At 45.2% G+C, this 26,905-nt stretch carries 25 protein-coding genes and 1 pseudogene; 8 read left to right on the top strand and 18 right to left on the bottom strand.

Annotated features, from left to right (window positions below; genetic code table 11):
• The 4 genes from A3729_RS22310 to A3729_RS22295 form a co-directional block, all read right to left on the bottom strand.
• The coding region (locus A3729_RS22310; RefSeq protein WP_197475986.1) for an Hpt domain-containing protein at positions 1–780 on the bottom strand (780 nt) is incomplete at its 3' end.
• Between the two features lie 118 nt (positions 781–898).
• Positions 899–2,179: a TRAP transporter large permease subunit gene (locus A3729_RS22305; protein WP_068512414.1), complete on the bottom strand. Its 1,281-nt coding sequence runs from the start codon at positions 2,177–2,179 to the stop codon at positions 899–901.
• Complete coding sequence (locus A3729_RS22300; protein WP_068512411.1) at positions 2,176–2,718, bottom strand: TRAP transporter small permease subunit; 543 nt, start codon at positions 2,716–2,718, stop codon at positions 2,176–2,178. Before A3729_RS22300 ends, A3729_RS22305 begins: the two co-directional genes overlap by 4 nt.
• A gap of 23 nt (positions 2,719–2,741) precedes the next feature.
• Positions 2,742–3,848 carry a TRAP transporter substrate-binding protein gene (locus tag A3729_RS22295; protein ID WP_068512408.1) on the bottom strand — a complete coding sequence of 369 codons (1,107 nt, stop codon included), beginning with the start codon at positions 3,846–3,848 and terminating at the stop codon, positions 2,742–2,744.
• A 140-nt stretch (positions 3,849–3,988) separates the two neighbouring features.
• On the opposite strand from A3729_RS22295, the gene A3729_RS22290 reads away from it, so the two are divergent.
• Positions 3,989–4,840, top strand: coding sequence for an autotransporter domain-containing protein (locus A3729_RS22290; RefSeq protein ID WP_068512404.1), 852 nt, complete (start codon positions 3,989–3,991; stop codon positions 4,838–4,840).
• 9 nt (positions 4,841–4,849) lie between these two features.
• Here the strand turns inward: A3729_RS22290 and A3729_RS22285 are convergent, their stop codons facing one another.
• From A3729_RS22285 to A3729_RS22260, 6 genes and pseudogenes are all read right to left on the bottom strand, one after another.
• Positions 4,850–5,296 (bottom strand): DUF3106 domain-containing protein, encoded by a 447-nt coding sequence (locus tag A3729_RS22285; protein WP_068512401.1) that lies wholly within the window; start codon positions 5,294–5,296, stop codon positions 4,850–4,852.
• The gene (locus tag A3729_RS22280) at positions 5,289–5,510 is read right to left on the bottom strand and encodes a hypothetical protein (protein WP_068512398.1); all 222 of its coding nucleotides are present in this window, start codon (positions 5,508–5,510) and stop codon (positions 5,289–5,291) included. Before A3729_RS22280 ends, A3729_RS22285 begins: the two co-directional genes overlap by 8 nt.
• A complete protein-coding gene (locus A3729_RS22275; RefSeq protein ID WP_068512395.1) occupies positions 5,503–5,895 on the bottom strand; it encodes a DUF3619 family protein in 393 nt (130 codons plus the stop codon). Before A3729_RS22275 ends, A3729_RS22280 begins: the two co-directional genes overlap by 8 nt.
• Positions 5,896–5,916: 21 nt before the next feature.
• Positions 5,917–6,435, bottom strand: a pseudogene (locus A3729_RS22270) (RNA polymerase sigma factor); the annotation flags it as partial.
• An 80-nt stretch (positions 6,436–6,515) separates the two neighbouring features.
• Positions 6,516–8,336 carry a DUF4382 domain-containing protein gene (locus A3729_RS22265; protein WP_068634294.1) on the bottom strand — a complete coding sequence of 607 codons (1,821 nt, stop codon included), beginning with the start codon at positions 8,334–8,336 and terminating at the stop codon, positions 6,516–6,518.
• A gap of 121 nt (positions 8,337–8,457) precedes the next feature.
• Positions 8,458–9,255 (bottom strand): ABC transporter substrate-binding protein, encoded by a 798-nt coding sequence (locus A3729_RS22260; protein WP_068759958.1) that lies wholly within the window; start codon positions 9,253–9,255, stop codon positions 8,458–8,460.
• Between the two features lie 249 nt (positions 9,256–9,504).
• Between A3729_RS22260 and A3729_RS22255 the strand changes: the two genes are divergently transcribed.
• Positions 9,505–9,717, top strand: a complete 213-nt coding sequence (locus tag A3729_RS22255) for a hypothetical protein (RefSeq protein WP_068634292.1) — start codon at positions 9,505–9,507, stop codon at positions 9,715–9,717.
• 136 nt (positions 9,718–9,853) lie between these two features.
• Positions 9,854–9,931 carry a type II toxin-antitoxin system ParD family antitoxin gene (locus tag A3729_RS34685; protein ID WP_156490383.1) on the top strand — a complete coding sequence of 26 codons (78 nt, stop codon included), beginning with the start codon at positions 9,854–9,856 and terminating at the stop codon, positions 9,929–9,931.
• A gap of 10 nt (positions 9,932–9,941) precedes the next feature.
• On the opposite strand, the gene A3729_RS22250 is transcribed toward A3729_RS34685, so the two are convergent.
• The 3 genes from A3729_RS22250 to imuA are packed head-to-tail and all read right to left on the bottom strand — an operon-like array spanning position 9,942 to position 15,176.
• Positions 9,942–13,049 carry an error-prone DNA polymerase gene (locus A3729_RS22250; protein WP_068634291.1) on the bottom strand — a complete coding sequence of 1,036 codons (3,108 nt, stop codon included), beginning with the start codon at positions 13,047–13,049 and terminating at the stop codon, positions 9,942–9,944.
• Positions 13,049–14,497 (bottom strand): DNA polymerase Y family protein, encoded by a 1,449-nt coding sequence (locus tag A3729_RS22245; RefSeq protein ID WP_068509143.1) that lies wholly within the window; start codon positions 14,495–14,497, stop codon positions 13,049–13,051. The genes A3729_RS22250 and A3729_RS22245 overlap by 1 nt, the downstream gene beginning before the upstream one ends.
• A 10-nt stretch (positions 14,498–14,507) precedes the next feature.
• Complete coding sequence (gene imuA, locus A3729_RS22240; RefSeq protein ID WP_068509144.1) at positions 14,508–15,176, bottom strand: translesion DNA synthesis-associated protein ImuA; 669 nt, start codon at positions 15,174–15,176, stop codon at positions 14,508–14,510.
• A 184-nt stretch (positions 15,177–15,360) separates the two neighbouring features.
• Here imuA and A3729_RS22235 point away from each other — a divergent pair, with 184 nt between their 5' ends.
• A complete protein-coding gene (locus A3729_RS22235; protein ID WP_068634290.1) occupies positions 15,361–16,569 on the top strand; it encodes a glutathione S-transferase family protein in 1,209 nt (402 codons plus the stop codon).
• Positions 16,570–16,616: 47 nt separating this feature from the next.
• Here the strand turns inward: A3729_RS22235 and A3729_RS22230 are convergent, their stop codons facing one another.
• Complete coding sequence (locus A3729_RS22230) at positions 16,617–17,456, bottom strand: crotonase/enoyl-CoA hydratase family protein (protein WP_068634289.1); 840 nt, start codon at positions 17,454–17,456, stop codon at positions 16,617–16,619.
• Positions 17,457–17,570: 114 nt separating this feature from the next.
• On the opposite strand from A3729_RS22230, the gene A3729_RS22225 reads away from it, so the two are divergent.
• Together A3729_RS22225 and A3729_RS22220 are read left to right on the top strand one after the other, a co-directional pair.
• A complete protein-coding gene (locus A3729_RS22225; RefSeq protein ID WP_068634288.1) occupies positions 17,571–18,176 on the top strand; it encodes a TetR/AcrR family transcriptional regulator in 606 nt (201 codons plus the stop codon).
• Between the two features lie 46 nt (positions 18,177–18,222).
• Positions 18,223–19,182, top strand: a complete 960-nt coding sequence (locus tag A3729_RS22220; RefSeq protein ID WP_082880406.1) for a hypothetical protein — start codon at positions 18,223–18,225, stop codon at positions 19,180–19,182.
• Positions 19,183–19,200: 18 nt separating this feature from the next.
• On the opposite strand, the gene rsmA is transcribed toward A3729_RS22220, so the two are convergent.
• From rsmA to A3729_RS22200, 4 genes are all read right to left on the bottom strand, one after another.
• Positions 19,201–20,004: a 16S rRNA (adenine(1518)-N(6)/adenine(1519)-N(6))-dimethyltransferase RsmA gene (gene rsmA / locus A3729_RS22215; RefSeq protein ID WP_068511087.1), complete on the bottom strand. Its 804-nt coding sequence runs from the start codon at positions 20,002–20,004 to the stop codon at positions 19,201–19,203.
• 42 nt (positions 20,005–20,046) lie between these two features.
• Positions 20,047–21,039 (bottom strand): 4-hydroxythreonine-4-phosphate dehydrogenase PdxA, encoded by a 993-nt coding sequence (gene pdxA / locus A3729_RS22210; RefSeq protein ID WP_197475985.1) that lies wholly within the window; start codon positions 21,037–21,039, stop codon positions 20,047–20,049.
• A gap of 2 nt (positions 21,040–21,041) precedes the next feature.
• Positions 21,042–22,328: a peptidylprolyl isomerase gene (locus A3729_RS22205; protein WP_068511090.1), complete on the bottom strand. Its 1,287-nt coding sequence runs from the start codon at positions 22,326–22,328 to the stop codon at positions 21,042–21,044.
• Between the two features lie 95 nt (positions 22,329–22,423).
• Positions 22,424–24,676 (bottom strand): LPS-assembly protein LptD, encoded by a 2,253-nt coding sequence (locus A3729_RS22200; RefSeq protein ID WP_068553418.1) that lies wholly within the window; start codon positions 24,674–24,676, stop codon positions 22,424–22,426.
• Between the two features lie 373 nt (positions 24,677–25,049).
• Between A3729_RS22200 and A3729_RS22195 the strand changes: the two genes are divergently transcribed.
• Positions 25,050–26,069 (top strand): aminoglycoside phosphotransferase family protein, encoded by a 1,020-nt coding sequence (locus A3729_RS22195; RefSeq protein ID WP_068508884.1) that lies wholly within the window; start codon positions 25,050–25,052, stop codon positions 26,067–26,069.
• Positions 26,066–26,758: an N-acetylmuramate alpha-1-phosphate uridylyltransferase MurU gene (murU, locus tag A3729_RS22190; RefSeq protein WP_068508882.1), complete on the top strand. Its 693-nt coding sequence runs from the start codon at positions 26,066–26,068 to the stop codon at positions 26,756–26,758. Before A3729_RS22195 ends, murU begins: the two co-directional genes overlap by 4 nt.
• Positions 26,759–26,905 lie beyond the last annotated feature (147 nt).

The raw sequence follows: 26,905 nt of genomic DNA, 5'->3' as shown, positions 1-26,905 counted from the left end.
TCGATACAGACCAATTAACTGCTGCAGTCTATCTTCACGATATNGGCNTNTAAGTATGTCGGGCGAGACTAAAGACATGCCGATATCGTGAAGATAGACTGCAGCAGTTAATTGGTCTGTATCGATAGGCTCTTCAAGGTCTTTGTTGGTAGATAAGCACAACTCTAGAATGGAATCTGTTCTACCTTGTTTGTATATGCCTAAGTCATCTAGCTGTAAGGCAAGCTTTCTAAAAAATGCTAAGTCAGGGTTGTCCTGATGCTCAAGGCTCAGCGCGATACTGCCGGGTTTTTCTTCTTCAGTGCTACTTTTCTTCGCCCCGACCAGCTGGTCCATTGCTTTATCAAGTGCTTTCAGGTCCTGGCCTGCAGTGCAGCCTCTGACATCTTCGATAACCTTAAGCATGGTCGCCTGAGGCGTACCTTCTACCTGGCCATCACTAATCAGTGTATTGATCATATCCCGTATACGAATAACGATGGCAAAGATAAATTCGCCGTACATAGGAAGATAGGTACGCTGGCCTTGGCGCATGTCAGAGACGATTTCTTCGAGAGCGTGAATTGTTTCGACCAAGGGGTCGAGAAATACCATACGGCAATTACCTTTTAGAGAGTGAATGTCTCTAAAAAGGCGATGAACAAGTTCCGGATCTTTTGAGTTATCAAGTAATGCGATACAAGCTTCGATCTGCTCAATATTCTCTTGTAAACACTCTGCAAAATCTTGCGTTATTTCATTGTCTAGCTCAGTAAACTGAGGGCAGGTGGTAACCATCATTTCAATCCCGTTTTGATAAGCGCTATTAAGTCCTACTTTTAAGAATAGACCATGAGAGGAAAAATAAACGAAATTTTTGACTAGTTCACAAACTTAGGCTTGGCTTATAAGATTCTACTTAAAGTCCGAACCATTCTGGTTTGATCAATAAGACCAAAAGAACGCTTACCTGAATCGCAATAAATGGCATTACACCACGGTAGATATCACTGGTTTTGATGCTCGGCGGTGCCACACCCTTTAAATAGAACAAACTAAAGCCAAAGGGAGGGGTGAGGAAGCTGGTTTGCAGGTTCATTGCAATCAGAATTGCAAACCAAAGCATGCTGATACCTAGGGTTTCTGCGATAGGTGCCAGAACAGGGATGATAATAAAAGAGATTTCAACAAAGTCGATAAAGAAGCCTAGAATCAGAATGACCAACATAGTGAGAATCAAGAAACCCCATTTTTCGCCTGGAAGTTGCAACAACCATTCTTCCAGTATCATATCGCCGCCAGAATAGCTGAAGGTCATAGAGAAGGCCGTGGCACCGATCAGAATAGCGAACACCATTGCTGTGACGTTGACGGTTTCCTTAGCGCTATCCCAGAGCATCTGGAAATTAAACTGCTTGTAGAGTAGAACCAGAAATATCGCACCAATACCACCTAATGCTGAACTTTCCGTTGGTGTAGCAATACCGGCAAAAATAGAACCGAGTACAACAAAAATCAGCGCTAAGGGAGGAATAATGGCTAATAAGGCTTTGCGTATTTGTTCGCTCTTATCTTCCTCTGAAATAGGCATAGCAGGAGCCAAGGCCGGGTTTCGACTTGTTACAAATACTATGTAGCCAATGTAAAGAGCTATCAGCAAAACCCCCGGCGCAACAGCGGCTCTAAACAGGTCGCCAACAGGTAAACCCAGTACATCGCCAAGAATAATTAAAATAATAGAAGGCGGCACGATTTGACCAAGGGTGCCCGATGCGCAAATGGTGCCGCAGCTGAGTTGTTTATCGTAGTTATACTTGAGCATGCAAGGCAGGGATATCAAACCCATCGCAACCACACTGGCACCGACTACACCGGTTGAGGCGGCGAGCAAAGAGCCGACGAGTATGGTGCTAATGGCTACGCCACCATTGAGTCTGCCGAATAACTGTGCCATCGATTCAAGGAGTTGCTCAGCCAGCTTGGTTTTCTGGAGTATGACGCCCATAAAAATGAACAAGGGAATAGCCATCAGAATGGTATTTTCCATAATGCTCTGTATGCGGTAGGGCATAAAAGCAAACAGCTCAAAACCCTCTGCCCAAATACCAAATGCCAGAGCCACTCCTGCAAAAGTAAAGGCGACGGGAAAGCCCAGCATCAGCATTAGCAGGGCAACCACGAACATGACGATACCGCTCATGACAAGCCGACCTCTTTGCTTCTTGGGTAAGCTTCTTTCCCAACGATTACACGGAGAGCCTGAGTGATCATGCTTAAACTTGCCAAACCAATCAGTATAAAAGACAAAGGAATCAGGCTCTTGATTAACCAGCGATGAGGTAGGCCGCCCGGGTCACCACTGCCTTCACCCATTTGATAAGACTCATAAGCAAAACCAAGGCTAAAGTGAGTCACAAGTATAATGAAGGGAAGGATAAGAATGAGCGTACCTAAGAGGTTAATCCAGGCCTTGGTCTGGTCTTGCCAGTGATCATAGAAAATATCCACGCGGACATGGGCATTTTCTTGAATCGCATAGGGAATACCTAGTAGAAACACGCAAGAGAAGAGATGCCACTCCAGTTCCTGCATACCGATCGATACATCATTAAAGCCATAGCGCATGACCACATCGTAGAAAACGTTGATGAGTAGTAAGAGCATGGCGCTAGCCGAGAGTACTCCGCATAAACGCGCAATGCTTTTAAACAGAGTATCCAGGGCTAGAATTACTTGCATAGTATTAACGTGCAGACCTTATCTTAGGGGGCTGTGCTATCTAAATAGGCCTTATCAGACATATTGGTCCAGGCACGTGCTTTTTCCAGATACTCTTTCTGAGACTTAAGCACTCGCGCAGCGAACTCATCTTTAGAGGCGCTTTCGGCTAGCAGGTCTTCATTTGCCTGACGCATCGCAGCAAGTACTTCAGTAGGGAAGGTTTTAACTTGAATATTCGGATATTCGGTACTAATCGTTGCCCAGTTCTTAGCGCTTTCATGCATAGCTTGCGCATACATATCGTATGAGGAAGCTTTCATAGCTGTTTTAAGGATTTCTTGAAGATCTGCCGGTAGGCCTTCAAACTTCTTCTTGTTAACCAGGAACTGAAGTTCAGCACCGGGCTCATGCCAACCGGTATAGTAATACGGTGCAATTTTGTGGAAACCCATGCGCAGGTCAAGAGAGGGGCCTACCCACTCGAGCGCATCAATGGTGCCGCGTTCAAGTGCGGTATATAACTCGCCTGGGGGAATATTCGTAGGTTTGGCGCCCAGTTTGGCAATGACTTCACCCGCGAAGCCAGGAATACGCATTTTCAATCCTTGCAGGTCTTCTACAGTATTAATTTCTTTCTGGAACCAGCCGCCCATCTGGTTAGCTGTGTTACCGCCAGGGAAGGACATGAGATTGTACTGGTCATATAGCTCATTCATTAATTCCATGCCACCGCCGTAGTAAAACCATGCATATTGTTCGGAGGCGATCATACCAAAAGGCATGGTAGTGAAGTACATGGTGGCAGGCACTTTACCTTTCCAATAGTAAGATGCAGAGTGGCCCATATCGTATTGGCCTGACTTAACCATATCGAAGATACCAAAAGGAGACTTATGCTTGTTTGAAGAGTGAATGACGACCTTTAAGCGACCGTTCGACATCTTCTCGACCATCGATGCCATATTCTTGGAGGTGTCACCAAAAATAGGAAAATTAGGCCCCCAGGTTTCTGCCAGTTTTAGCGTGTATGAGTCTTGTTTTTCTACTTTGTGGGTGTGTTCAACCTTGTCATCACAGGCAACTAAAAACTGAACTGATATGACGATTGCTAGAAAGCTCACGACTTTTCGTAGAGACATTTGTGGCATCCTTGTTATTTTTGAAAGTGGAGCGCGAAATTTAACAGAACTAGGGTGTGCTTGAAAGCGTGGAATTGCTTTTATAGGTTTCTATTCAGAGCCATTAAGGCTACTCTTCGAACTCTTTATATGGGACCAAAATACCTAATATGCATCGATTATTCGCACTTTTGTTATTTCCACTATCTGCTTGGTCTGGTGAAGATAATCTGCACTCTTTAAGCTTTAGTTATGGCGTGCATAGCGAAACGCTTAGCTTCAATAGTTTTGATGCTGATTTAAGCCCGGAATCTATAGATCTCACATACACCTTTATTAGCCAGAAAGGGCCGATGCTCACGCTGGATACTTGGCAAGAAACCGCAAATACTAGCTTTGCCCAAGATGCTGAGTTAGAGAAAAAGGTGTGGGGCTTTGGTGTTTCATTAGCCTACCCTGTTTTATCAGTTGATCTGGTATTGAGTTATGTCTATAGCAAACCCGAGATGAAGGCTTGGGCAGCGTCTGGTAATCGGCTTGAAGAATATAGCGAGACCAGTGAATACAGTGCGGGAGTTAGTGGCTATTTTGCTTATGATGCTTGGTCGCTCGTACCTTCACTTCAGCTTGGCTTCCAATATGTTGACTCCCTCAACCAAAGCTACCTCAATGAAAATGTTATTACTTTGGAAGCCAGTCAGTCTGGCTGGTTTGCGGCTCCGTCTTTGAGTTTAAGCTACTTCTATGAATTGAATAGCCACGCTGCATTAAGTCCATTTTTTGGTCTGTCCTGGACTAACTTCTTCCAAGGCGAAGGCTTGACGCGAACGAGTATCTTCCGCCGGAGTGCTTCATTAACGTCTAGCACTGAAAGTGATCTGGAAACCGATAGCTCTGGTTCAATCAACGCAGGCCTTGAGCTGTTAATCGATCGATATCAAGTCGAGTTATCGTTTGAAGAAGCGATTGACCTCGACAATATCGGTACCCAATGGAACCTGCGCTTTGGGCTGGTTTGGTAGAAGAAGTGACTAAGGCTTGCGAATATTACGTCTTAGCTTTGCTCTTTGGCTTGGGCTGAGCCGCTTGAAGCTCTGACGCAGCTTTTGCTTTTTTGCCTCTGGGAGTTGCTTAAATTTACGCATACTCTTTCTCAGAGAGTTCTGATGCTCAGCAGGCAGGGCTTTAAAGCGCTGCATTTTATCTTTTAAGGCCGAGCGTGCTTCAGGTGATAGCGTTTGCCATTTGGAAAAGCGCTGCTTCGCAAGTTCTCTTTGCTCCTTATCCATATTTGCCCAACGATTTGCCCCTGTAACCAAGGCTTCTTGCTTGGTTTTGTCTAAGCTATCCCATTGTGATTGAAAAGGGCTGAGTAATATTTGGGTTTCGTTTGGCAAAGATGACCATTCCTCTGCAAAAGAAAGCGAAACAAAGCTGGCCAGTAATAATGTGATTAAGTGCTTGGGAAGCTTATTCATGGTTTGCCTCCTGTTCGCTATTTTCAGGTTCACTGGGCACCAAGTCGTGATCCTTGGAGTTGGACAGCTCGTTATCGCTAATCTGCTGTAAGTCGATAGGCGTTACAAGTTCTTTGCCATTGACGATTGTCTCGGCCAGAAACAGAAAGAAGCTCATATCTTGAATAGGCGCTTCGTTAGCTCGAACTTGAAAAGTAGTGAATGCATTAGCCATTACGCAGCTCACTAACAGATAAGGTTTCAGGTATTGTTTCATTTTCTAGTTGTTCCGATAACCAATAGGAGAACTCTAAATCTTCTGCAATATCCAAGTCTGTTTCGTCGAAGTTCGATAGTAGAACAAAGTCGTCAATATTTGCTTGAACAAGGTTTGGAATATTTTCTCCTTGCTTCTGTGGCAAATAGTTTATCAACAGAACAGCCGAAAAGCTTGCTGCCACTGTGAATCCTACTAAGGGGTGCCTAAACCATGGCTTTGAATTTTGTGCCATAGCGTCTTGTCTTGCTTGATATAGGCTGCGCTGTACTTTAGGGGAAAGATTCCGGGTACTTTCGTCCAGCGCTTGCTTAGCTCGTTGTTGAATTTCTTTATCGTTCATTCTCTTGACCTGAACTCTGGTTTACTGCAATTGCGCTTTTGATGAGCGCAGCTTTTCCATAGCGCGAAAGTAATGGCTCTTCACACTATTTTCGTTGATCTTCATTACTTCTGCAGTCTCCCGAACCGATAAACCTTCCCACGTCCTGAGTAAGAAGCATTGCTGCTGCTTGACTGGAAGTTGTTCGATGACTTTAAGTAAATGTTCTCCTAGTTTTTCACTGTCCAATAAGTTCAGTGGGTCTGCGCTGAGGTCAGCCATTTCGACTTCGCTTTCGGCGTCACTTTCATCAATTCGCCAGAAGAATATTTTCTTTTTTAGCTGCTCCTTACGGTGCCAATCCAAAATGCTGTTTTCCAATATTCTGAAGAATAGGGGTCTCAAGTCAGCAAGCGGCTTGTTGCTATACTTGTTGACGAGCTTGATCATCGCTTCTTGTACGATATCTAGCGCATCAGCTTCGTTTCGCGTAGCAAATTGGGTCATACGGAATGCCCGTTGCTCGACTTCTTTCAAAAAGTGCTCTATTTCCTGCACAGTTTGCCCATTCTGTCTTTGCTTCCCGAAACAGTGATTTTAGTTTATTGGACTACACGAATGGTCGTGTAGTCCAATTCTTTCTATTCCTGATCTTGCTCTAGGTCCTGCGGTTCGCTTAAACGTAGCGTCACATAATTTACGTCTAGTGACTTAAGGCTGTCGGTATACTGCCCCGTTGCAGTTAACTGATGCACTGCAAGGCCATTTTGTAGATACTCACTTGCCGAGCCAATAAAGCTGTCAAAATCCGTAAACATATGGACGCCTTCACCGCGAATCAAAATACTGAAACGTCCTTCTTCAGCAGTACTAACAAGCTTTTCAGGAGAGAAGCTTAACTGGCTTGAGCCGGGGATACCTTTCAAGTGTAGCTTTGTTCTAGCATCTTCAAGTGATAATACGATTTCACTCGACTCAATTGTTAGCCCTGTCGTACTAGGCGACTGCCATAAAGCGAACATTCGGGCAGGGTGGGAGCTAAAGTCCGGGTTGATAATGCTTAAGGCGTCAAAGTCTGATGGTGATGAGCCGAAAGAACTGGGGTAACCGCGTACCTGCATCCACTCATCTTCTTCGATAGCGCTAATATCCAGTGTAGAGCTGTTGATTTCATACTGTTCAGGTGAAGCATCATTAGCCGCATCAAGGCCTGTGCCACTAAAGTCAAAAAGATCAATTGGTCGTTTGTTGATATGGCTAAGATCCAACTCCAAAGGAGATGCCTGCACCACTTCGCCCACAATGGCATTGAGCTTCATTCTGACATGGCCTTGACTACTATCGAATTCATTATTGTCAGCGTTAAATTCACCCAACGCTAGTATTCGTTGCCCTACCGATAAATTGGCGATGCTGGCATCACCTAAGCGATAACCTGTGACAACAGTATCTTCAGTAACCGCCAGTGTGACTTCTGTCTGAAAGTGAGCCGCCTGGTCGCCAGTCTCGACGACTGCACCTTGAATCGAAATGCTTGAGTCACTGCGTGCAGTGATGATGCCTTTCAATACATCTTGTTCAGCCCAAGGAACACTGTTACCGGCGAGTACCTGTGTTGCCAAGTAGCGTTGCTCACCTTCTTCTGAAGGGCCACCAAAAGCAATAAGAGGGGTCCCCTCAGCTTGTTCTGCTAGTAAGCTTAAGCCTTCTTCAGACGTGTACTCAACGCCATCAATCTCATACAGTGTATTGTCATCGACATGGAAGTTGAAATCGCCAAAGGTTCCGCGACGTAAGCGCATCGGAATTAGTTTCATGTCGATGGTATTAGTGGCCAGATCAACACTTTCGAGTAAACCCCTTAGTCGATGTTCCCTATCGATATCCAGCTCGGTACTGCCGACCATGAAAGGCTCTACAGTTACTAAGGGTGGCTCGAAAGACTCAATAGTATTTGAGGCAGCCAAGTCTAAATCAAGCGTCAATTGAGCGGTTTTGAAAGGGGATATATTGATGCTATTGCCTTCATTAAGATTTAGCTCCACATCAATTTGAGTAATCGCATTACCATTGGCATCTTGTATGGCAGCTTCATAAGAAGCACCCTCTTCGTCTTGAATAACGATATCAGCCTCACTGTAATCCAGGCCCAATATAACACTTTGGTATTCGCCTGCGGGTACAGACAATACGGCAAAAAGCTCAGAAAGCTCCTGATATTGTACAAAGTCTATTTCACTCTGAAGCGGTAGCACTTCGACAAGTGAGCCATTAGCTTTTTTGAGTTGTATGGATTCCAATTCAATTCGATAGGTCAAAAAGTCTTCTTCAGCGTCGGTGACGGCGACTTGCAAGTCTCCCATTAGTGCGGTGTCATCCTGGTTACTTGAGTCGCCACAGCCAGCCACAAAAAGACTGGTTGAAAAGGCAAAGGTATAAGCCAGTAGCTTTGATTGATTCATTTCTAACTCCATTTGTTTGTCGGTTGTATTGCGTAAACGAATGAAGTTAGAAAAGGTTTACACGGAGGAAGAAAAATTAATAACTTTTTGCAGATACATGATTTAGGAATAGAAATACATGTTAATCCGACATGGCTTCTTGCACGAAAGTTTGTACGATTTTCTGATAAGTGCCATCTTCGCGTATGCGCCTAAGTGCTGAATTAAAGTCGTTTAGAAATGGGGTCATCTTAAGTACTTTAGGAATAATTAGGTAAACATCATTGATTGAAAAGGCATTGGGCAAAGCGCTCACTTTATCTTCGATTCCCAAAATGCGTGTATAAGAATCGCCTGATATCTGATCTAGTATGACGCAGTCGATTCTTCCCAGGGCGAGAATTTTAAAATTATCGTGAGGGTCATTACGTACATTTGGAGTGAATAAACCATTTTCTCTGGCTGTATCGAATGCTTGGCCATAGGACCAGCCGCGATTAACGCCAACAACCTTTCCTTTCAGGTCTTCAATTGAATTGAATTCAAAAGGCTTATCTTTATTGATAAATAAAACCAGTTTTTCCTGGTACAGTGGTGCGGAGTAATCGTAGGTTTTTATGCGCTCATCACTTTTATACGCGCCGTCGACAGCGCCTTTGCCGCTTGCGCTATACAATAAAGCGCGCTTCCAGGGTAACGCTTTAATTTCAGTTTTGAGCCCGGCCTGTTTGATGGTTGCTTCTAGTAGTCTTGGATATAAACCGTCAGCTTCTGTTTTTTCAACTTGATACATATGAGGCGGGTAACTTTTGTCGACAAATATGATCAATTTGTCATCGCCTTGAGCGTTGGCATGTGAAAAGCAGATTAAGACCAATAGTGCGAGAGCAAAAAGTTTTTGAGCAAGTAGAGAGACTACCACAGTAAGCTTCTTCTCCATTTCTAGTTTGCGAGTAATTTATTGCATAGCAAGAGACCTTCTGTAATACGACAGGCAACCTCAACCTATCCCTTAATATTAGTTGGTTTTTGAAGATAAGCCTCAATTTGCATAAAAAAGGCAGTCTTTTAACTATACGTATAAAGTGACAAAGTACCTAAAGCTTAGGGGTAAGTTAAGTAATCCATTGTTTTATAGACGTAATTCTCTTATGGTTAAGAAAATTATTCTGGCTTAGGAAGGTTATGTATGAGTGAACTGTCTCAAGAAGTATTGCAGGAATTTTCGGACCAAGTTGCCGAAATTTGTGAAAACATGCAATTGGAGCCAGATCAGATGCTAGACGCGATTGGCAGCACCTTTATTGGAGCCGTGCTTAGTTTTGGCAAAACCGATTATCGGGTAGAAGTCTCTGGAGTTGCCTCTGCAATGGTAGAAACGATTTTTGAAGCTGGGGAGTGAGAGTAGAGCTAACTACAAAGTTTGCTTATAAGACCTTATGAAAGAGTATCCGACGACTGAAGGATGCGTACTTGATTGCTTGGTTATGGGTGCTTAACCATTATTGGGTATTAAATGGTATACGAGAGGTGACAAAGTGCCGAAGAATACAAGCACAACTTTAGGTGACCACTTTGATGGCTTTATTGCACAGCAAATTGATGAAGGTAGATAAACCTCGCGTCTTAATGAAAATCTCTAGAACGACTCTGTAAGCCTGCTAATTGTTCCGTCATGTCTTCTAGCTTGCCCGCAATCACATGGGTGACTTCTCCTTCACGTTCCAGGATGCCTTTGATCTTGAGGATTTTTGCGCTCAAGTAAGCTTTTTTTTGTGCCCGCGCCGTGCCTGCCCAAATAACGACATTGATGTTTCCGGTGTCATCTTCCAAGGTCATAAAGGTTACACCTGAAGCGGTTCCTGGGGATTGTTTTCCTGTGACGACACCGGCTATATCAACAAAGGATTGATGTTTAATCTTTGCTAGCTGTGTTGATCGGGTAAATTTTCCTAAGCAACCTATACGGTCTAATAAGGTAATAGGGTGCTGCTCAAGGCTTAGTTGTAGCGAGGCGTAATCTTCAATCAGGTTGTCAAAGTTGCTCGGCCGGTATTGGTATTGTGCTTCCTCTTTTACTTGCAGCTTTGAATCTTGCTCAGGTAGTGCCAAGTTTTGAGGCGGATTCATAAGCGCCCAGCGCGCTGCGTAGCGGTTTTCTGCAAAACATTGTAAAGCATTGGCAGAAGCGAGGGCCTCAAGGTCCTTTTGGTTCAATGTCAGCTGATGAAGTGCCTGTGCATTTTGATAACCAGCATTCGGGCGTTTGCTGAGAATTTCCCTGGCGCCTTTTTCGCTGAGGTTCTTTATCTGCCGTAAGCCTAACCTCATGGCGTGGCTGTAATGACTAGAGCCTTTTTCAGGCAGTTTTTCTAAACGATGGTCATAATCTGACTGGTTAATACATACGGGGCGTACTTCAATGTTGTGGCGTACAGCGTCTTGTACGAGCTGCGAAACGCTATAGAAACCCATGGGTAGGCTGTTGAGTAAGGATGTGTAGAACTCAACTGGGTAGTAATGCTTTAACCATGCAGAAGCGTATGCGAGTACGGCAAATGAAGCTGAATGACTCTCAGGAAAACCGTACTCTCCAAAGCCGCAGATTTGTTCAAAAATCCGTTCTGCAAAGGCTTGCTCATAGCCCCTTTCCAGCATCCCCTCAATCAGTTTCGATCTAAATTGCATCAGCTTACCCGTCTTTTTCCAAGAGGCCATGGCGCGTCTGAGTTGATCAGCTTCGCCCCCGGTAAATCCGGCGGCGACCATAGCCAGCTTGATCACTTGCTCCTGAAAAATGGGTACTCCCAGCGTGCGGGATAAGACTTCCTTAACAGCTTCCGAAGGATATTCGATGTTCTCTTCACCATTACGCCGCTTTAGGAAGGGGTGAACCATATCGCCCTGTATTGGCCCGGGTCTGACAATAGCGATCTGAATCACCAGGTCATAATAATTTTCTGGTTTTAAACGTGGCAGCATACTCATCTGTGCACGAGACTCGATCTGGAACACGCCAATAGTGTCGGCTCGCTGAATCATCTGATAAACCTTTGGGTCATCCTGCATACGGGTGATATCTGCGATGCTCAAGTCTCGTTGGTGGTATTGTTGAATAAGGGAAAATGTCTTACGGATAGCGCTGAGCATACCGAGCGCCAATACATCGACTTTCAGTAGCCCAAGGCTTTCCAGGTCATCTTTATCCCATTGAATGACGGTACGTGCCTCCATACTGGCATTTTCGACAGGTACGAGTTCGTATAGCGGTCCGGATGAAATGACAAAGCCACCAACATGTTGTGAAAGGTGACGAGGAAATCCCATAATTTCATTAACGAGATTAATAAACTGCTGGCCTTTACCTGTGTCTGGGTTGAGTCCTAATTCGATGATCTGTGACTGCCAAGTCAAGCTGTGGTCACGTCGATTAACGTTCTTAATAAAAAACTCAAGTTGTGTTTCGGCGATACCTAAGGCTTTACCAACATCCCTGACGGCGCTTTTAAAGCGATAAGTGATGACGCTTGCAGCTAAGGCTGCTCGTTCTCGGCCGTATTTCTGATAAATATACTGAATGACTTCTTCACGGCGTTCGTGTTCGAAATCGACGTCGATATCAGGCGGCTCATTGCGCTCCTTACTGATAAAGCGCTCAAACAATACAGATATCTGGCGAGGGTCGACAGAGGTGATTTCCAGGCAATAACACACTACCGAGTTGGCTGCAGAGCCTCTTCCTTGATAAAGAATTCCTCTTTGTTTGGCGAACATTACAATGTCGTGGATCGTTAGGAAGAAGTAGGCATAGTCCAGCTCTGCAATTAGATTCAGCTCTTTGTCTATGGTTGACTGAATATGATCAGGAATACCTTGAGGGAAACGAAACCTCACGCCTTGTGTGACTAAAGTACGCAGGTAAGAGATGGGTGTTTCATTGTTCGGGACTAGCTCGCTAGGGTATTCGTAACGAAGTTCATTAAGCTTGAATTGGCATTGTTGGGCGATAACAAGAGTTTCGTGTAAATACTCCTCGCGAAACAGTTTGCTTATTTTCTGTCTGGACCTTAAACAACGCTCGGTATTGTTAAGTAGCTGCTTGCCAGACTGAGCAATGGTACGGCCTTTTCTGATGGCTGTCAGAGCGTGCTGTAGCGGTAGGCGTGTTGCGGTATGCATTAATACACCACCGCAGGCGGTGATGGCTAAGTCCCAACTTTCGGCCAAACGCTGGCAGTGCTGGATATATTGTTTATCGTTGTATTTCAGGTGGCGCTGTAAGCCAAGCCAAAGTCTGTTGGCGTGATGCTTCTTCAGCCATTTGGCTTGGGAATGGTCATGCGCCTTACCGCTGGGTAACCAGATAAGCAGGCAATGCTGAATGCTCATGATATCCCAGTCTGTTAATTGGTATTCACCTTTCTTGGCTCGACGTCTAGCATTCGTAATTAAGCGACATAGCTCGGCATAAGCTTGTCGATGGGGGCAGAGTAGTATCAATTCTAGATGTTTGCCGAGGCGGAAGAGGCTGCCGACAATCAGCTTTATTGGTAGCTGATGCTCTTTTATCGCCGTATGTGCTTTGACTACACCGGCGACTGAACATTCATCGGTAATAGCGAGTGCTTGATAGCCTAAAAATGAAGCCTGGATAGCCAGTTCTTCAGCATGAGACGCGCCTTCCAAAAAAGAGAAGTTACTCTGGCAGAAAAGCTCGGCATAGTGAGGCTGCATTAGGCAAATACTCCATGTAAATACCAACGTTGTTCAGGTGTTCTGAATACCCATAGCCAAGCGCCGCTATGTGCACGCGCAATAAAGTAGTCACGAATAACGTTTTGCTCATCCCACCAGCCTGTCGCGATACGTTCAGGCCCCTCAATAAGCGTGACGCGTTCTCTTAATACTTTTGGTTTGGGGAATAAAAGGCTGGGACGAAGCTTTGCTTTGTCGATTGTCAGGTGGTTCGCCATGCCTTTTTTTATAGGCCGGTTTTGATAGTTACGTAAACAGGTGCTTAGCTCAGGCCGTGGGTCATCTACTAAATCAATATTCTTAATTGAATCAGGGCCCAGTTTTGCCTGAAGTGTTGAGATGAGCTCTAAAGAAGAGCCATTGCGCTGTCCGCCCTCAAAAAAATCCATGCTTTCTTCGTGCTTGGCTTTTGTTTTATGTGCCGAGATAGTGATGCCAATAACTGGCGAAGGGACTTTAACCGACTCAAAACGTAAGCTGAATAAATCCAGCCATACCTTTGCCAGATAATCACCTTTTGCTGAGCTGGCAAAAACTTCTTGAAAGCCTTTATCTCGTAAATGAAGTTGTAGTTTTAACTCATAGGCATAAAGATTTTGGATTCGTAAAAACTCTTCCAGTGCATTGAGTAAGCGCAGTAAGGGCTTTTCAAGAAGCTGAAGATTAGAGAGTTCAAATAGTAATTCCAAATAACGTGAAAACTGCATGGGAGGATGATAGAAATGGACGGCTTGTGGCAGAGTGCCGGTGAGTTGTCCGACATAATTAACCAGGGATAGGTCAAAACGTTTGGCAAGCTCTGCTGAGGGAACAGCCAGGAGTGCTTGCATGTCTCGAATACCGACACGTTGCAAGCGCTCAATTTGTTTATCAGGCAAGCGGCTTTCACTAAGCTTTTGCTGCTTGAGGTGCGCTAGCACTTGTTTACGTTCGTCACTAATCAGATTTAGGCCCGATCTTGCGAGTAGTTCAGCCGCTAGAGGTGAGTATGCACTGGCGTATTGATAATGGACTTGCTGTTTTTCCAAATGCTGTTTTAGGGTTTGCCAATAACTCGTGAGCCCATCATATAGGCTCAACATATTACTGACCCGTAACAACAAACCATTTGAACCGCAAAGGCTTATGTCGGAGGTGACTAAATAGAGCCAGTGAGCTATTTCAAGCAGTTTCTTTCTTTCTATTTCGGGATCATAAGCATGCACACAGAGCTCACGACATAAGGAGGCAGCGCTACCTAGCCCCATTCCCAAATGAATACCTTGCTGTAGGGCATGATCATTGGCTTGAACTACGATGTTTTTTTGACCATTGATTACGATAACGGCTTGCTGTTCGTCCTGATTGCATGCTGCCTGGTTTAAAAACAGGCTATCGATTTGTAGTGAAGGGAAGTGGAGGTAAAGCCATAAAGTTGATAGAGACATAGCATCACCTTTATACCGCTTTAGAAGCAGGGAAAGGGATGATGTTGTTCGTGTTTTGTAGTGCCAGTGAAGGCCAATAAGAAGACATATTGAGAGAGAATTCGGGTTTTGGCCAGGCACCTTTTTGTTTTGCGATGGTAATCGCGATACCTCGCTCTTCAGCCTTTAGTTGCAAGCTCAAATTGACTGGTAGTGAAAGGCTTTGCTGCTTTGCTGTTCGAAAGATGAACTGACGGCACTGCCCCTGATTACTGGCTAATTGTAAGCGTTGAATATGATGAACTTCTAGTTGGTTTTGCCACAGGAGTACGGCCTCACAGGCACCACTTTTCAAGCACTGTTCTGCAGACCACAAGGCTTCATTCGCAGAGTTAGTATTAATAAGTAGTATGCGCTCTAACTCAATGCCTTGATGATAAAAGAACTCAGCACTCAAAATACCTGGCGGGTTGATAAATATGCAGAGGCCTTGTTTGTTTATTAACGAGGGTAATAACAGGCGAAGCTCGCCGATACCACAAGTTGAGTGCAGCATTACAACGCCTTTTTTTGGAAAGCCGCCAGACAAGTGAACATCGAGCTCGGAGTAGCCGGATGTTTCGAACTCAGGTGCTTGTTGCCTACTCCGGCCATGCCAGATTAGCTGTTTCTTTTCGAGTAAATCAATGAAGTTTTTCATAGTAAATGCCTGTATGGATATACAGTATATTATTTCTTGAATATATTCTGCAAGTGTAATTTCAGTCGCCTATTTGTAGCGCTTAGTTTAGTGTCTGTTCAAAAAATAAGCGGGAATGGCCTGATACTTGCTGTATGACTGCGTAAAACCATGAAAGAAAATAATAACGGAAGAGATGATGGCAATGACCAATCGTGCGGTTAAAGACGAGGCTGATGAGCTAAATGGACCTGATTCGCTACTGTATGAGCCTTTGAGGGTTTATCTTGCGGATGTATCTTACTTTAGCGGTAAGCTTGAAGCCTTACTGCGTTATAAAGAGATTCCCTTTGAACGGGTAAATGCTTCTGTAGGGGACTTGGTGAATAAGGTTTACCCTCATACAGGTTTAATGAAAGTCCCCGTGGTGCGTTTAGCCAATGGGCAGTGGTTAAAGGATACGACGCCTATGTTCGATTGGTTGGAGTCGAATTTTCCACAGCACTCAATTATGCCAGAAGACCCTGTTGACTTATTCATGTCAAAATTAATTGAAGACTATGCTGATGAATGGTGTTGGCGCTCAGCGATGTTTTGGCGTTGGCGTTACCCCGAGACTCGTCAGCTTCTTGCTCAGAGAATTAGTGAAGAAGTCTTGTCAGACTGGCCTTTGCCTAAAAAAATCGGTGCTTGGTATTTTGCGCAACGACAAACCAAAACCTTTCTAGAAGGGGATGGCGTGTCTTCAAAAACAGAACCCTATGTTAGAAATCATTATTATCATTTGCTTTGTGCAATGAAAGTATTATTGAGAGATCAGCCCTTTCTATTGGGTAATCGGCCAAGTCTGGTTGATTTTGCTTTTTTTGGGCCGATGTTTCGTCACTTTTCACTAGACCCAGCACCGGCCCAAGTAATGCGAGAAGAAGCTCCGGAAGTCTATGAATGGGTAGCTAGAATGTGGAATGTCAAAGGAAGTGGGGTTAAAGGAAGGGCGCACCAGAGTGACTTTAGCCATAAAGGTTGGCATTACTTTTTGAAAGATATTATGAAAACTTATTGGCCTATGCTGCTGAAAAATGCAGAAGCTTGGCTGGATGGGCGAGCTGTCATGGATTTTGCGAATGAAGACGTTTCATTTTCAAACTTGAAGGTCGTGCATTACCGGGTTTATTGCTTGGAAGTTCTTCAGGATTTGTACTGTTCATTAAATAAGTCAGACCGCCTAAGGGTTGATACCTTGTTAGCACCCTATGGCCGACTTGTGTTGATGGAGGGGCTTGATTCAGGTCTGAAAGAAGATTACCAGCTACCCTTAGATAGTGAAGCTCGTCCGGTGAATTTACTGCAAAAACTAAGTTTAATGGCAACAGGAACACCTTGGGATAAGCCGTTTGGACGCCTATTTTCTTAGAAAGCTGGCACCGGGATACAAAAGCGTTTGCTCCCGGTGTTTGAATATTAAGTAAACAAAGGTTTAATCGGAAGCAAAGGTTCAAAGTCTGGGTCAGTCTTCATCGCTTTGGCCTGGAAGCACTTCATCATATCCTGTGGACGGAACATGCCTGATTGCCAGGTGGCCATGTATTTGAGGCTGTCAGCAACGCTATGGTCGCGGCTATAGTTGATCATTTCCTTACAACCAGCCACAGCAACCGGAGACTGTTTGGCTATCTCGGCTGCGATACTCATTACGCCTTCCAGCATTTCTTCTTGGTTTGCGAAAACCTTGTTCACTAAACCGATTTCTTTTGCTTCTGCAGCGTCGAACTTACGTCCGGTATAAGCCAACTCACGCATGATGCCTTCTGGAATGAGTTTAGGTAGGCGTTGCATGGTGCCTAAATCTGCTGTCATACCAAGCTGGGTTTCTTTGATGGTGAAGAATGATTCTTCAGTACAGTAACGGCTGTCACTCGCACAAACCATATCTACAGCACCACCAATGCAGCCACCTTGAATGGCAGTCAGAACCGGGATACGCGCCTCTTCTAATACGTTAAAAGCATCTTGAAGTTCTAGCACGGCACGGCGTAGGTTTTCAGCCATGCGTGAAGGGTCGCCGCCCATTGGAATTGAGTTACCGCTGGTGAATACAGCTAGGTCCATGCCCGCGCTGAAGTGCTTGCCAGTAGAAGATATCACTATTACGCGCGCTTCTGCTGAGGCATCGATTTCACGGATAGCAACAGGTAGCTCTTGCCAGAAATCGATATTCATCGCGTTAAGCGCATCAGGGCGATTAAGCTTAAGGTGAGCGATGTGATTTTCGGTGGTGATCTCGAGAGTTTTGAAGCTCATTTTGCATCTTCTCCTACGGTAGCAGTAGATAAATAGTGATTTAAGGTCAAAGTTGACAGTGTCAAGATAAGCATTAATCTTGACGTTGTCAAGATGGCGTGCGAGCATTGAGTTATGAGTGAACAACAGCAATATCATCATGGTGACCTTCGAAACAAGCTGATCTCAATCTCGCTGGAGATGCTACAAGAGAATGGTATGCCGGGTTTATCTTTGCGTAAGCTCGCCGAGCGGGCGGGCGTGTCAAGATCAGCGCCGTATCATCATTTTAAAGATAAGAATGACTTATTAGCGGCGGTGGCAGAGCAAGGCTTTGAGGTGTTGACCGAACAGCTTTCCTCTGCAATTTCAAGAACCGACTTAAGTATGCAGGAGCGTCTGGAGCTAACGATTCAGTGCTATTTATCTTTTGCGATGGAGAACGACACCCAATATGAGTTAATGTTCGGTAGAGAGCTATGGCGCGATAACCCTTCGCCCCGTTTGCAGCGAACAGCCAAGGATTGCTTTCGTGCCTATGCGCAGCTGCCCGAGCAGTTTCATCAACAAGGTTTGTTAAAAGCAGATGATGACCCACTTCGACTAGCACAGGTGATGTGGTCTACTTTACATGGCTTGATTAAAATATCTCATGATGGCATTGTGGTTCGTAAGGAAGATTTAGCTGACATATCACGCTATGCTCTCGCTCATCTCATTCCCGTAACTACAAGCTCGTAAACCAGAAGAATAAAGGTTTAAAAAGGATAAAACAATCAGCCAGCCTTTGCGTGTTTATGCAGGTGAACAGGCTTTACAACATGTGCGTGCTCAGGGCTTAAGTCCGTTCGATATCAAAGTGTTATTAGGTGCTTCAAGTGGGCCGAAATGGTTGGTATTACATGGTATCGATTGTTTCTTGCAGCAATTTTTTAAGGCCAGCGAGTCGGACTTGGAGCTACTAGGTACGTCTGCAGGTGCCTGGCGCATGGCAACTTACGCTCACCAAAATCCTGAAACAGCATATCGAAATTTAAGCGAAGCCTATATTGAGCAAACGTATTCGGCGAAACCCAGCGGCAAAGAAATTCAGGAAGGTTGTAGAAAGGTAATTCACCAGCTGTTGGGAGAACAAGGTGCAGAGGCGGTGCTTGCGACGAAGGGGCGGCACCTTAATGTGATTGCGACGCAATGTCATGGCTTGACCGCTAGCAAAAATAAACACCTCAAATCACTCGGCTATGGCTTAGCTGCGATAAACAATCGCTGCTCACGAAAAACACTTGCCTGGCAGTTTTCCCGCATCTTAATACATGACCCGAGAAGTCAGTTGTTCAATAGACGGCTCACCGATTTACCGACACGTTATGCAGACCTCTATAGCGGAAATCTGGAGGACACCTTACTTGCGACAGGTGCTATTCCCGTCATTATTGATGGCGTGGAAGGCCTCGCGGGTGAAGGCGTCTACCAAGATGGGGGCATTACAGATTATGCTTTTGACTTACCTTTGTTGCCTAAAGATGGTTTTGTTCTGTTTCCACACTTTGCGAATATTCCGGTGCCATCAGAAGAATTTGTGGCCAGCCTGCCTTATAAGAAAATCCCTGATCGTCATGACTTCTTGAATCTAAGTGACCAAGAGCGAATAAGCTACTGGCGAAAGGTAGTGGCGCAAACAGAGGTCTTAACAGATGACCTGGCTACGATGCATTGGCAATCAAGAGTTGAGCCTCTGCCTTGGTAAGGCTTAGAGAGCTAGTTCTTAGTACTTTTTCCAATTCGCTAACTGAGTAAACTGTTCCACCGTCAGGTTCTCTGGTCGCAGCCCTGCATCGATATTCAAATCCTCAAGTGCTTCAGGTTCTACTGCGCCGCTGAGCGCATTACGTAGAGTTTTACGACGCTTAGTGAAGGCTGTGCGTACAATATGCTGAAGACGCTCTACCGATTCAACAGGATAAGGAAGCGTAGCATGCGGAACCAGGCGGACAATGGCTGACTCAACTTTTGGTGCCGGGTCAAATGATTCAGGGCCGACAATAAACAGTGGTTGAACACGGCAATAGTACTGAGTCATGATACCCAAGCGGCCATAGTGTGAAGTGCTCGGTGCTGCAGCCATACGCTCTACTACTTCTTTTTGTAGCATAAAATGCATGTCTTTCAGGTTAGTAATGCTTTCCAGCAAATGAAAGATGAGCGGTGTTGATATGTTATAAGGCAGGTTGCCGACGATTCTTAACTTATGTTCGTCATCTGCCAGTTGATCAAAGTCGAACTTCAAGGCATCTGATTCGTGAATGACGAAGTCGGGATAGTTAAAGAATTTTGTGCGCAGGATAGGGATCAAGTCACGATCAAGCTCTACGACTTGGAGATTTCCTTCGCTTGCCTCAAGCAAGGGTTCAGTAAGCGCACCAAGACCAGGCCCAATCTCTACCAAACGATCATCAGGTTGGGGGTTGATGCCGCTAATGATTCGGCTGATGACTGCGTCGTCATGAAGAAAGTTTTGACCAAAGCGCTTACGAGCCTGGTGACCTGCTTTCTGATTGTGTTTAGCCATCTTGCCTGCCTTCTCTTGAATTTTGGGTGTTAAACTGTTTGTTTAGCCTTGAGCGGACGCCATTTGCAAAGCGATATCTACGGCCGTTTTCAAACTACCGACATCTGCTTGCCCGCTGCCAGCGAGATCTAGTGCTGTGCCATGGTCTACTGAAGTACGGATGATCGGCAGGCCGAGCGTAATATTGACCGACTCACCAAAGCCATCGAACTTTAACACAGGTAGGCCCTGATCGTGATACATGGCCAGTACTGCATCGGCTTCTTCTAAGTATTTTTTATTGAATAAGGTATCGGCAGGTAAGGGGCCTAGTAATTCTGCCTGGCTCTTAAAGCTTGCCATAACAGGCGCAATAATATCGATTTCTTCCCTGCCCATATGGCCGTTTTCACCTGCATGAGGGTTTAAGCCTGCCACGAGAATACGTGGTTGCTTGATACCAAACTTGCTCTTCAGGTCGTCAATGAGAATCTGAATGACCTGTTTCAGGTTGTCAGGGGCAATATTACGACTAACTTCTGCTAAAGGAAGATGAGTCGTTGCTAGTGCCACTTTCATACGAGGGCTTGCTAGCATCATCACAACTTTACTAACGCCGCATCGCATTTGCAGGTGTTCGGTGTGCCCTGTGAAAGCAGTACCCGAGTCATTGATGATGCCTTTGTGTAAGGGGGCAGTAACCAAGGCATCGGCACGACCTGATGAGCAAGCATCAATCGCCTGGTCAAGGCATTCAACGACATAGGAGGCGTTGGCCACATTGAGCTGACCGGCTTGGCAAGGGCGAGCGAGCGAGACGTGTTGAATATATAGCCCAGGTTCATTTTGCCGAGAATACTCCTGCCAATCTTTTACTGAGAAGCCAAGATTCAAGAGTGCCGCCCGTTCTTCCATCATTTGCTTATCAGCAAAAATAAGCAGTGAACAGGCTAGCTCGCTTTGCGCTAGTTGAATGACTAATTCAGGGCCAATACCGGCTGGCTCACCAGGCGTGAGTGCCAGTACAGGAGGGGCGTTAGAAATATTCTCGGCCATGCTTAGGATTCTTCTGCAAACTCTTCTTTAATTTCGATATAAGCTTCGCCCTTTATTTCGAGCAGCCAGTTGGATAGCTCCTCTTCAAATTTGCGGCGATGTAGGGTTTGCTGAGCCTGGTTATTCTGAATCAACTCTGCCATATCTTTCACGCGTCGCTCTGTTACTTGAAGGATGTGCCAGCCAAATTGAGAACGGAAAGGCTCACTTAACTCGCCTACGTTTGTCTGAGTCATTGTTTGTTCAAAAGCAGGAACCATTTGACCAGGATTAACCCAATCAAGATTACCACCATCAATAGCGGAAACCGGGTCATCTGAATTGGACTTGGCTATGGCAGCAAAGTCGTCTCCACCCAGTAGGCGTTCGTGAAGTTTGTAGATGATTTCTTTTGCTTCTTCTTCAGTTCTAATCTCGCTTGGTGAAATCAGAATATGTCTGACTTGCGATTGCTCAATTAGCTTTTCCTGACCACCGCGTTTATCTAGCACGGTAACAATGTGGAAGCCACTTCCGGTACGAATAAGTGATGAGGGCTCCTGAATGGCCAAACTGGGTATGATGTCAGCTGCGATAGTTGGTAGCTCACTTTCTTTACGCCAGCCAATTACACCGCCTTCAAGTGCTTGGCGACCGTCAGATTGCGCAACAGCCGTTTTCTGGAAATCTTCACCTGCCTTGAGTTCTTTAAGAATGTTGTTTGCTTTATCTAGCGCTACTCTTTCTTGTTCTTTATCTGCTGATTCAGGGAGTGCGATTAAGATATGGCCAATCAAGTACTCAAGGCCAGATTGTGTTCGACCTTCTTTTGAGGCTAAGAATGCTTGAACCTCTTGCTCGGTGACTCTTACGCGTTGGTCAACCTGTCTTTTTTGAACTCTGGAGATGACCATTTCCCGGTGTATTTGTTCACGAGCACTGGCGTAGGTGTCGCCTTCTAGCTCAAGTTGCGCTTCAAACTGAGAGAGCGTCATGTTATTCGAACGAGCGATATTCTCTAGAGTGGTATTAAGCTGGGCATCACCAATACGAATACCGGTACGATTTGCCATTTGTAGCTGGATGCTTTCAAGAATTAATTGATCAAGCACACGCTGTCGCATAACTGACAACGAGGGAAGAGGGGTATTCTGGCGCTGTAAGCGTTTAGTGATCGAGTTTACACGTTGGGCTAGCTCAGACTGCATCACGATATCGTCATCGACAATGGCGATGACTTTGTCTAGAAGTACTGCATTTGGCCTCAGTTCAGGTCTAGAGTTTTCTTCAGCATGAGCCACAGAGGCCATACAGCTAAGTCCTAGTAGGGTGCTAAATAATAGGCTCAGAATTGAAGGTGATTTTTTGTGGGTGTGAGTAAACATCGCCATAACTATAAATAACTCTAATTTAAAATTTCTTCTCGGGCCGCATAGCCCGGAATATGTTGATCCATTCTACGGGTACTTTGTCCAAAACCGCCAACACCACTTAGTTGAAAACGGAACAAAAACCCATGTAAGACTTCGCTATCACTATCTAGATAAGATTGACTTAGCAATTGAACGCGCCAGCAGCAGCTACTATATTCAATGCCTGCAAGCGAACCAATGCTGCGCTCTTCCTCAAGGTCGTAACGAAGACGGCCTATTAGACTGGTTTGAGGATAAATAGGCGCAATAAAAGAGGTGTCGATTTGCTCTAGCTCACCCTGGATATAGCGATGGCTGAAATTCAGCACATGACGGTAGTCTTGACTGTGTAAGTGCAAACTCGTATTGCCTTCCTGGGTCTGGTTGTTTCTGGCATCCCATAAACCACTCGTTGCCAGCTCTACACCTGGATAGGGACGGAAGATAAACTCGGTCGCCAGCAGGGAGTCTTTGCGGTCGGCCTCTCCAACGCCATTTATGCCAACTTCGCGATCATCGTAGTGGTAAACCTGGCCAATGCTGACAATAGCTTTCTCTTGCCCAGTTTGCATGTCGGTCCAACGATTGGTGATACCTATCGTCAGGCTGTTATTGTCACCGACTCGATCACCGCCACTAAAGCGATAGGGACTAAACAGTCGCTGATAGTTGAAGCTAGGTAAGGTACTGTCGAAATTAGGAAGAGCATCTTGGTCTACGCTCTTGGCATTCACATAGTAAGCTCGTGGTTCCAAGCTGTGGCGAATCGTGGATGACTTGAAGAATTGGCTTTCACTGAATAAAGAACTTCGGTCGAAGAATAAAGCCGCATCAAGTTCATAAATTGGAATGGTGCGAGAGATATTATTGTCGACAGGCGTATAATCTTCAAGAAAGTAGTCGGTATGGTCGATACTTACAGATGGGCTGATATAGCCCCAGCTCTTAGATAAAGGCAATGATACCTTGGGCTGGTGTCGAACGCGTGAGCCTATAATACGTTCATCCCCGACGAGACCTTCCTGGTCACGGTAGAAGTAGACATATTGGCTGTGCCAGTCGAGTTGCAGTTGTTTGTAGATAGAACCGAATTGATAATTTAGTTCAGGTAAGCGTTGATAAGCTTGTTCGCTTGCCAGCAGTGTTTCATCGATACTTTTGTATTGCTGCATCAAGAAGCTGAATCGCCAGTTATCCTCTGAATAATGGAGTTCAGCCCTTCGATCAAGGTTATCACTTCGGTTTATATTCAGCCCCTGGTTCAAATCATCCAGGTAGTCAAAGTCGCTGATCTGGCTATATTTGAGCGTGCCATACCAGCCGTCATGATGCGCATTGATATCCTGACTAAAGCTGAGGCCCCAGCGAGCGTCCGTGTCATCTGGGCCGATTGCTTTCTGCTCGCTATTATAGAACTTGTCTTTGCTGATGTAGCCTAAGTTGAGCTCGCTATTGGTATAAGTGCTAGCATGCCGAAGTTCTAGATCGGAATGTACCCCTCTGCCATGAACATAGCTGGGCGTAAACGTCGCATCGTAGTCGGGCGCTAAGTTAAAATAATAGGGGGTCGATAGAAATATGCCGTTCTCTGTATTTGAGGTACCGAATGAAGGATATAAGAAGCCCGACTTACGGCGGTCATCGATCGGAAACGAAAACCAGGGAATGTACATCACAGGCGTATCTTTAATCAGAAAACGGGTGTTTTTTGCTTGGCCGAAGCCTTCTTCTCTATTGAGAGAAATGTTTTCTGCAGCGAAGGCCCAGTCTCTTTTCTCGGGCGGACAGCTGGTAAATAAGCCATCATGAATGAGCAGCGTATTTTCGTCTGCCCGTGTTATTTCTGAAGCTTTGCCGTTAATTGAAGTTTTGGGGTTCGAGAAGCTGGCATTGATGACCGAAACTCTATCGCTGGTCATATTTACCGTTGCGCTGTCACCTTTTAGTATCAGATCGGGGCTGCTTAGTACGATGTCGCCTTTAAGTTCAGCTGTCTGGCTAATTTTGTTAATGGATGCTTCATTACTTTGAGCATGGTAAGGCCCGTGAGTAAATTCGATATCGCCCTTAAGCTCCAGGTTTTCATCAGGAAGGTAGTTAACTTCCTTGGCGTGAATCACAATACCTTCTTCAGGCTTAACCGGTTTTTCTGATGTCAGCTCTGTTGAAGGTGACGCAGACTTTGCTGATGAGCATGCCTCTGTTGTTAGCGAACTATTATCATTTGCCCAGACAGATGCGCTCATGCTTAACATTAAAGGCACTGCTCTTATGAAGATGCGCTTTGATGGAGCTTTAAATGGCGATAATGTTGGCAATGCAGAGATCCAGTATGAGTAGCGAGAGGGTTAGCTAGTTTAATGAACAAACCTAGTTGCGAATAATAAACGCTGCCAGGAGGGATGTCATTTAACTTTTGTTGAGACTCAAAGCCAGTCGCTTGGATTTATTCTCTCATTTTTTTAATTCGCTAAGTTTTGCTGCGCACATATAATTTGATTAGGATAGCCGCAGCGAATGAAGGTCATGCCTTTCTTAGTCATATACACTGACGCATACATAGCCAAAGCGATAAAGTCTTATTCAACTCAATAGAAGAAAACACATTAGGATTAATTGATGGATCAACGGTATCAAGCACTCTGTACCTGGGTTGCCGAAGCATTGGAGATAGAAAAAGCCGAGCTCTCGGTTGTCTCGGGCGATGCAAGTTTCAGGCGCTACTTCCGCTTTCAACAGCCCGGCCAGTCTTTAATCGCAATGGATGCTCCCCCTGAAAAGGAAGACTCTAATAGCTTTGTTTGCTTGGCACGTAGTTGGCGAGAGCAAGGGGTCAATGTTCCGGCTTTGATAAAAGTTGATTTGGATAAAGGCTTTCTATTATTAAGCGATTTGGGAGATGAGCTATTGTTGCCTTACCTGAATCCCGATAGCCCGGTGATAGAAAGTGGTAATAAACACTATGCGCAAGCCATGAAGGCGCTGCTAAAGATCCAAAGTCTTAAGCCAGCAAATGATTATGCTCTACCACTCTATGATAGTGCACTGCTGCAACGGGAAATGGCCCTGTTCCCAGACTGGTTGCTTGAGAAAAAGCTTGGTCTTGATTTGAGTGAAGACGAGAGGCAGCTTTTAAAGGCAAGCTTTCATGCTTTGGAAGAAAGTGCTTTGGCTCAACCACAAGTCGTTGTCCATCGTGACTATCATGCGCGAAATTTGATGGTGGTTGGTGAAGAGCTGGGAATAATCGATTTTCAGGATGCGGTGCAAGGTCCTAACACCTACGACCTGGTTTCCCTGCTTCGTGATTGTTACATCGTTTGGCCAAACGAGCAGCTTGAGTCTTGGTGCAGAGACTTTTACGACTTATTGAGTGATTCGGCTGAGCGACAAGCGAGCTTTGAACAGTTCAAACGAGATTTCGACTTAATGGGCATGCAGCGGCATCTGAAAGCGGCCGGTATTTTTGCTCGTCTATCCCTGCGAGATGGAAAGCATGGCTATTTGAATGATATTCCAAGAACGGTGCAGTATATCGTTAAAGTCAGTGCGGCTTACCCTGAGTTTCAGGAGCTGACTCACTTTCTTGAGCAGAGGGTATTGCCTGGGCTATCAGAAAAGCTGGGAGCTTCTTCATGAAAGCGATGATTCTTGCAGCAGGCCTTGGCAAGCGTATGCGGCCTTTGACGGAGCATGTCCCCAAGCCTTTATTGAGGATAGGTGAGAAGTACCTGATCGAATTTCACTTAGAGAAGCTCGCTGCGGCAGGTATTCAAGATGTGGTGATTAATACGCATTGGTTAGCTCAGCAAATTCCGGCTAGCCTGGGGAATGGCGAAAAGTGGGGCCTACGTATACATTACAGTCACGAATCTGAACTTCTGGAAACGGCGGGTGGTATTGTTCAAGCGCTTTCAATGTTGACGGACGAAGCCGAGCCAGAGTTTTTGCTTATCAATGGCGATGTTTATAGTGAGTTGAATATTGCTGAATTTCTGAATAACGCTTCTACTCACAATGAGTCGCGGGAGGCTTATCTCGCGCTAGTGGATAATCCTGAGCACAATTTAAAAGGGGATTTTGTCTTACAAAGTAGCGGTAAGTTGTCAGCGAATACAAATGATGGCAAGCACCTGACCTATGCCGGAATTGCTTTGTTTCACCGAGATTTCTTTAAGGATATAAAACCTGGCCCTTCGCAATTGGGCCCTCAGCTACGAACTGCGATTGAAGCACAGCGAGTTGGTGGTGAGCGTATCCAGAGCTATTGGCTCGATGTTGGAACGCCGGAGCGCTTACAAACACTCAGGGATAGAGTGTCAGCATAAACAGGCAAAAATATGACGGTTTTATTTGTTTGTGTTGACGAACTTTTGGCTCCTTTCTTCATACCTTAGATTGAAAGGCTAGTTTTTAATATTAGCTTTATATAAAGTATTTCAAGTTAATTTGTTATTTAACAATAGCTTAAGTTT

It is taken from the genome of Oleiphilus sp. HI0043, from assembly GCF_001634935.1.
Note: the sequence above shows the minus strand (reverse complement) of the source record. Positions and strands in the feature narration are given on the sequence as shown.

Bases quoted from the DNA above. Each gene is read 5' to 3' on its own strand.
- A3729_RS22195 (WP_068508884.1), top strand. From the start codon at position 25,050: ATGGATCAACGGTATCAAGCACTCTGTACCTGGGTTGCCGAAGCATTG.
- A3729_RS22285 (WP_068512401.1), bottom strand. From the start codon at position 5,296: ATGAATAAGCTTCCCAAGCACTTAATCACATTATTACTGGCCAGCTTT.
- A3729_RS22225 (WP_068634288.1), top strand. From the start codon at position 17,571: ATGAGTGAACAACAGCAATATCATCATGGTGACCTTCGAAACAAGCTG.
- A3729_RS22245 (WP_068509143.1), bottom strand. From the start codon at position 14,497: ATGTCTCTATCAACTTTATGGCTTTACCTCCACTTCCCTTCACTACAA.
- A3729_RS22235 (WP_068634290.1), top strand. From the start codon at position 15,361: ATGACCAATCGTGCGGTTAAAGACGAGGCTGATGAGCTAAATGGACCT.
- A3729_RS22250 (WP_068634291.1), bottom strand. From the start codon at position 13,049: ATGCAGCCTCACTATGCCGAGCTTTTCTGCCAGAGTAACTTCTCTTTT.
- A3729_RS22275 (WP_068512395.1), bottom strand. From the start codon at position 5,895: ATGAACGATAAAGAAATTCAACAACGAGCTAAGCAAGCGCTGGACGAA.
- A3729_RS22260 (WP_068759958.1), bottom strand. From the start codon at position 9,255: ATGGAGAAGAAGCTTACTGTGGTAGTCTCTCTACTTGCTCAAAAACTT.
- imuA (WP_068509144.1), bottom strand. From the start codon at position 15,176: ATGAAAAACTTCATTGATTTACTCGAAAAGAAACAGCTAATCTGGCAT.
- A3729_RS22280 (WP_068512398.1), bottom strand. From the start codon at position 5,510: ATGGCTAATGCATTCACTACTTTTCAAGTTCGAGCTAACGAAGCGCCT.
- A3729_RS22205 (WP_068511090.1), bottom strand. From the start codon at position 22,328: ATGGCCTCTGTGGCTCATGCTGAAGAAAACTCTAGACCTGAACTGAGG.
- A3729_RS22230 (WP_068634289.1), bottom strand. From the start codon at position 17,456: ATGAGCTTCAAAACTCTCGAGATCACCACCGAAAATCACATCGCTCAC.
- rsmA (WP_068511087.1), bottom strand. From the start codon at position 20,004: ATGGCTAAACACAATCAGAAAGCAGGTCACCAGGCTCGTAAGCGCTTT.
- A3729_RS22290 (WP_068512404.1), top strand. From the start codon at position 3,989: ATGCATCGATTATTCGCACTTTTGTTATTTCCACTATCTGCTTGGTCT.
- A3729_RS22295 (WP_068512408.1), bottom strand. From the start codon at position 3,848: ATGCCACAAATGTCTCTACGAAAAGTCGTGAGCTTTCTAGCAATCGTC.
- pdxA (WP_197475985.1), bottom strand. From the start codon at position 21,039: ATGGCCGAGAATATTTCTAACGCCCCTCCTGTACTGGCACTCACGCCT.
- A3729_RS22255 (WP_068634292.1), top strand. From the start codon at position 9,505: ATGAGTGAACTGTCTCAAGAAGTATTGCAGGAATTTTCGGACCAAGTT.
- murU (WP_068508882.1), top strand. From the start codon at position 26,066: ATGAAAGCGATGATTCTTGCAGCAGGCCTTGGCAAGCGTATGCGGCCT.
- A3729_RS22300 (WP_068512411.1), bottom strand. From the start codon at position 2,718: ATGCAAGTAATTCTAGCCCTGGATACTCTGTTTAAAAGCATTGCGCGT.
- A3729_RS22200 (WP_068553418.1), bottom strand. From the start codon at position 24,676: ATGAGCGCATCTGTCTGGGCAAATGATAATAGTTCGCTAACAACAGAG.
- A3729_RS22265 (WP_068634294.1), bottom strand. From the start codon at position 8,336: ATGAATCAATCAAAGCTACTGGCTTATACCTTTGCCTTTTCAACCAGT.
- A3729_RS22305 (WP_068512414.1), bottom strand. From the start codon at position 2,179: ATGAGCGGTATCGTCATGTTCGTGGTTGCCCTGCTAATGCTGATGCTG.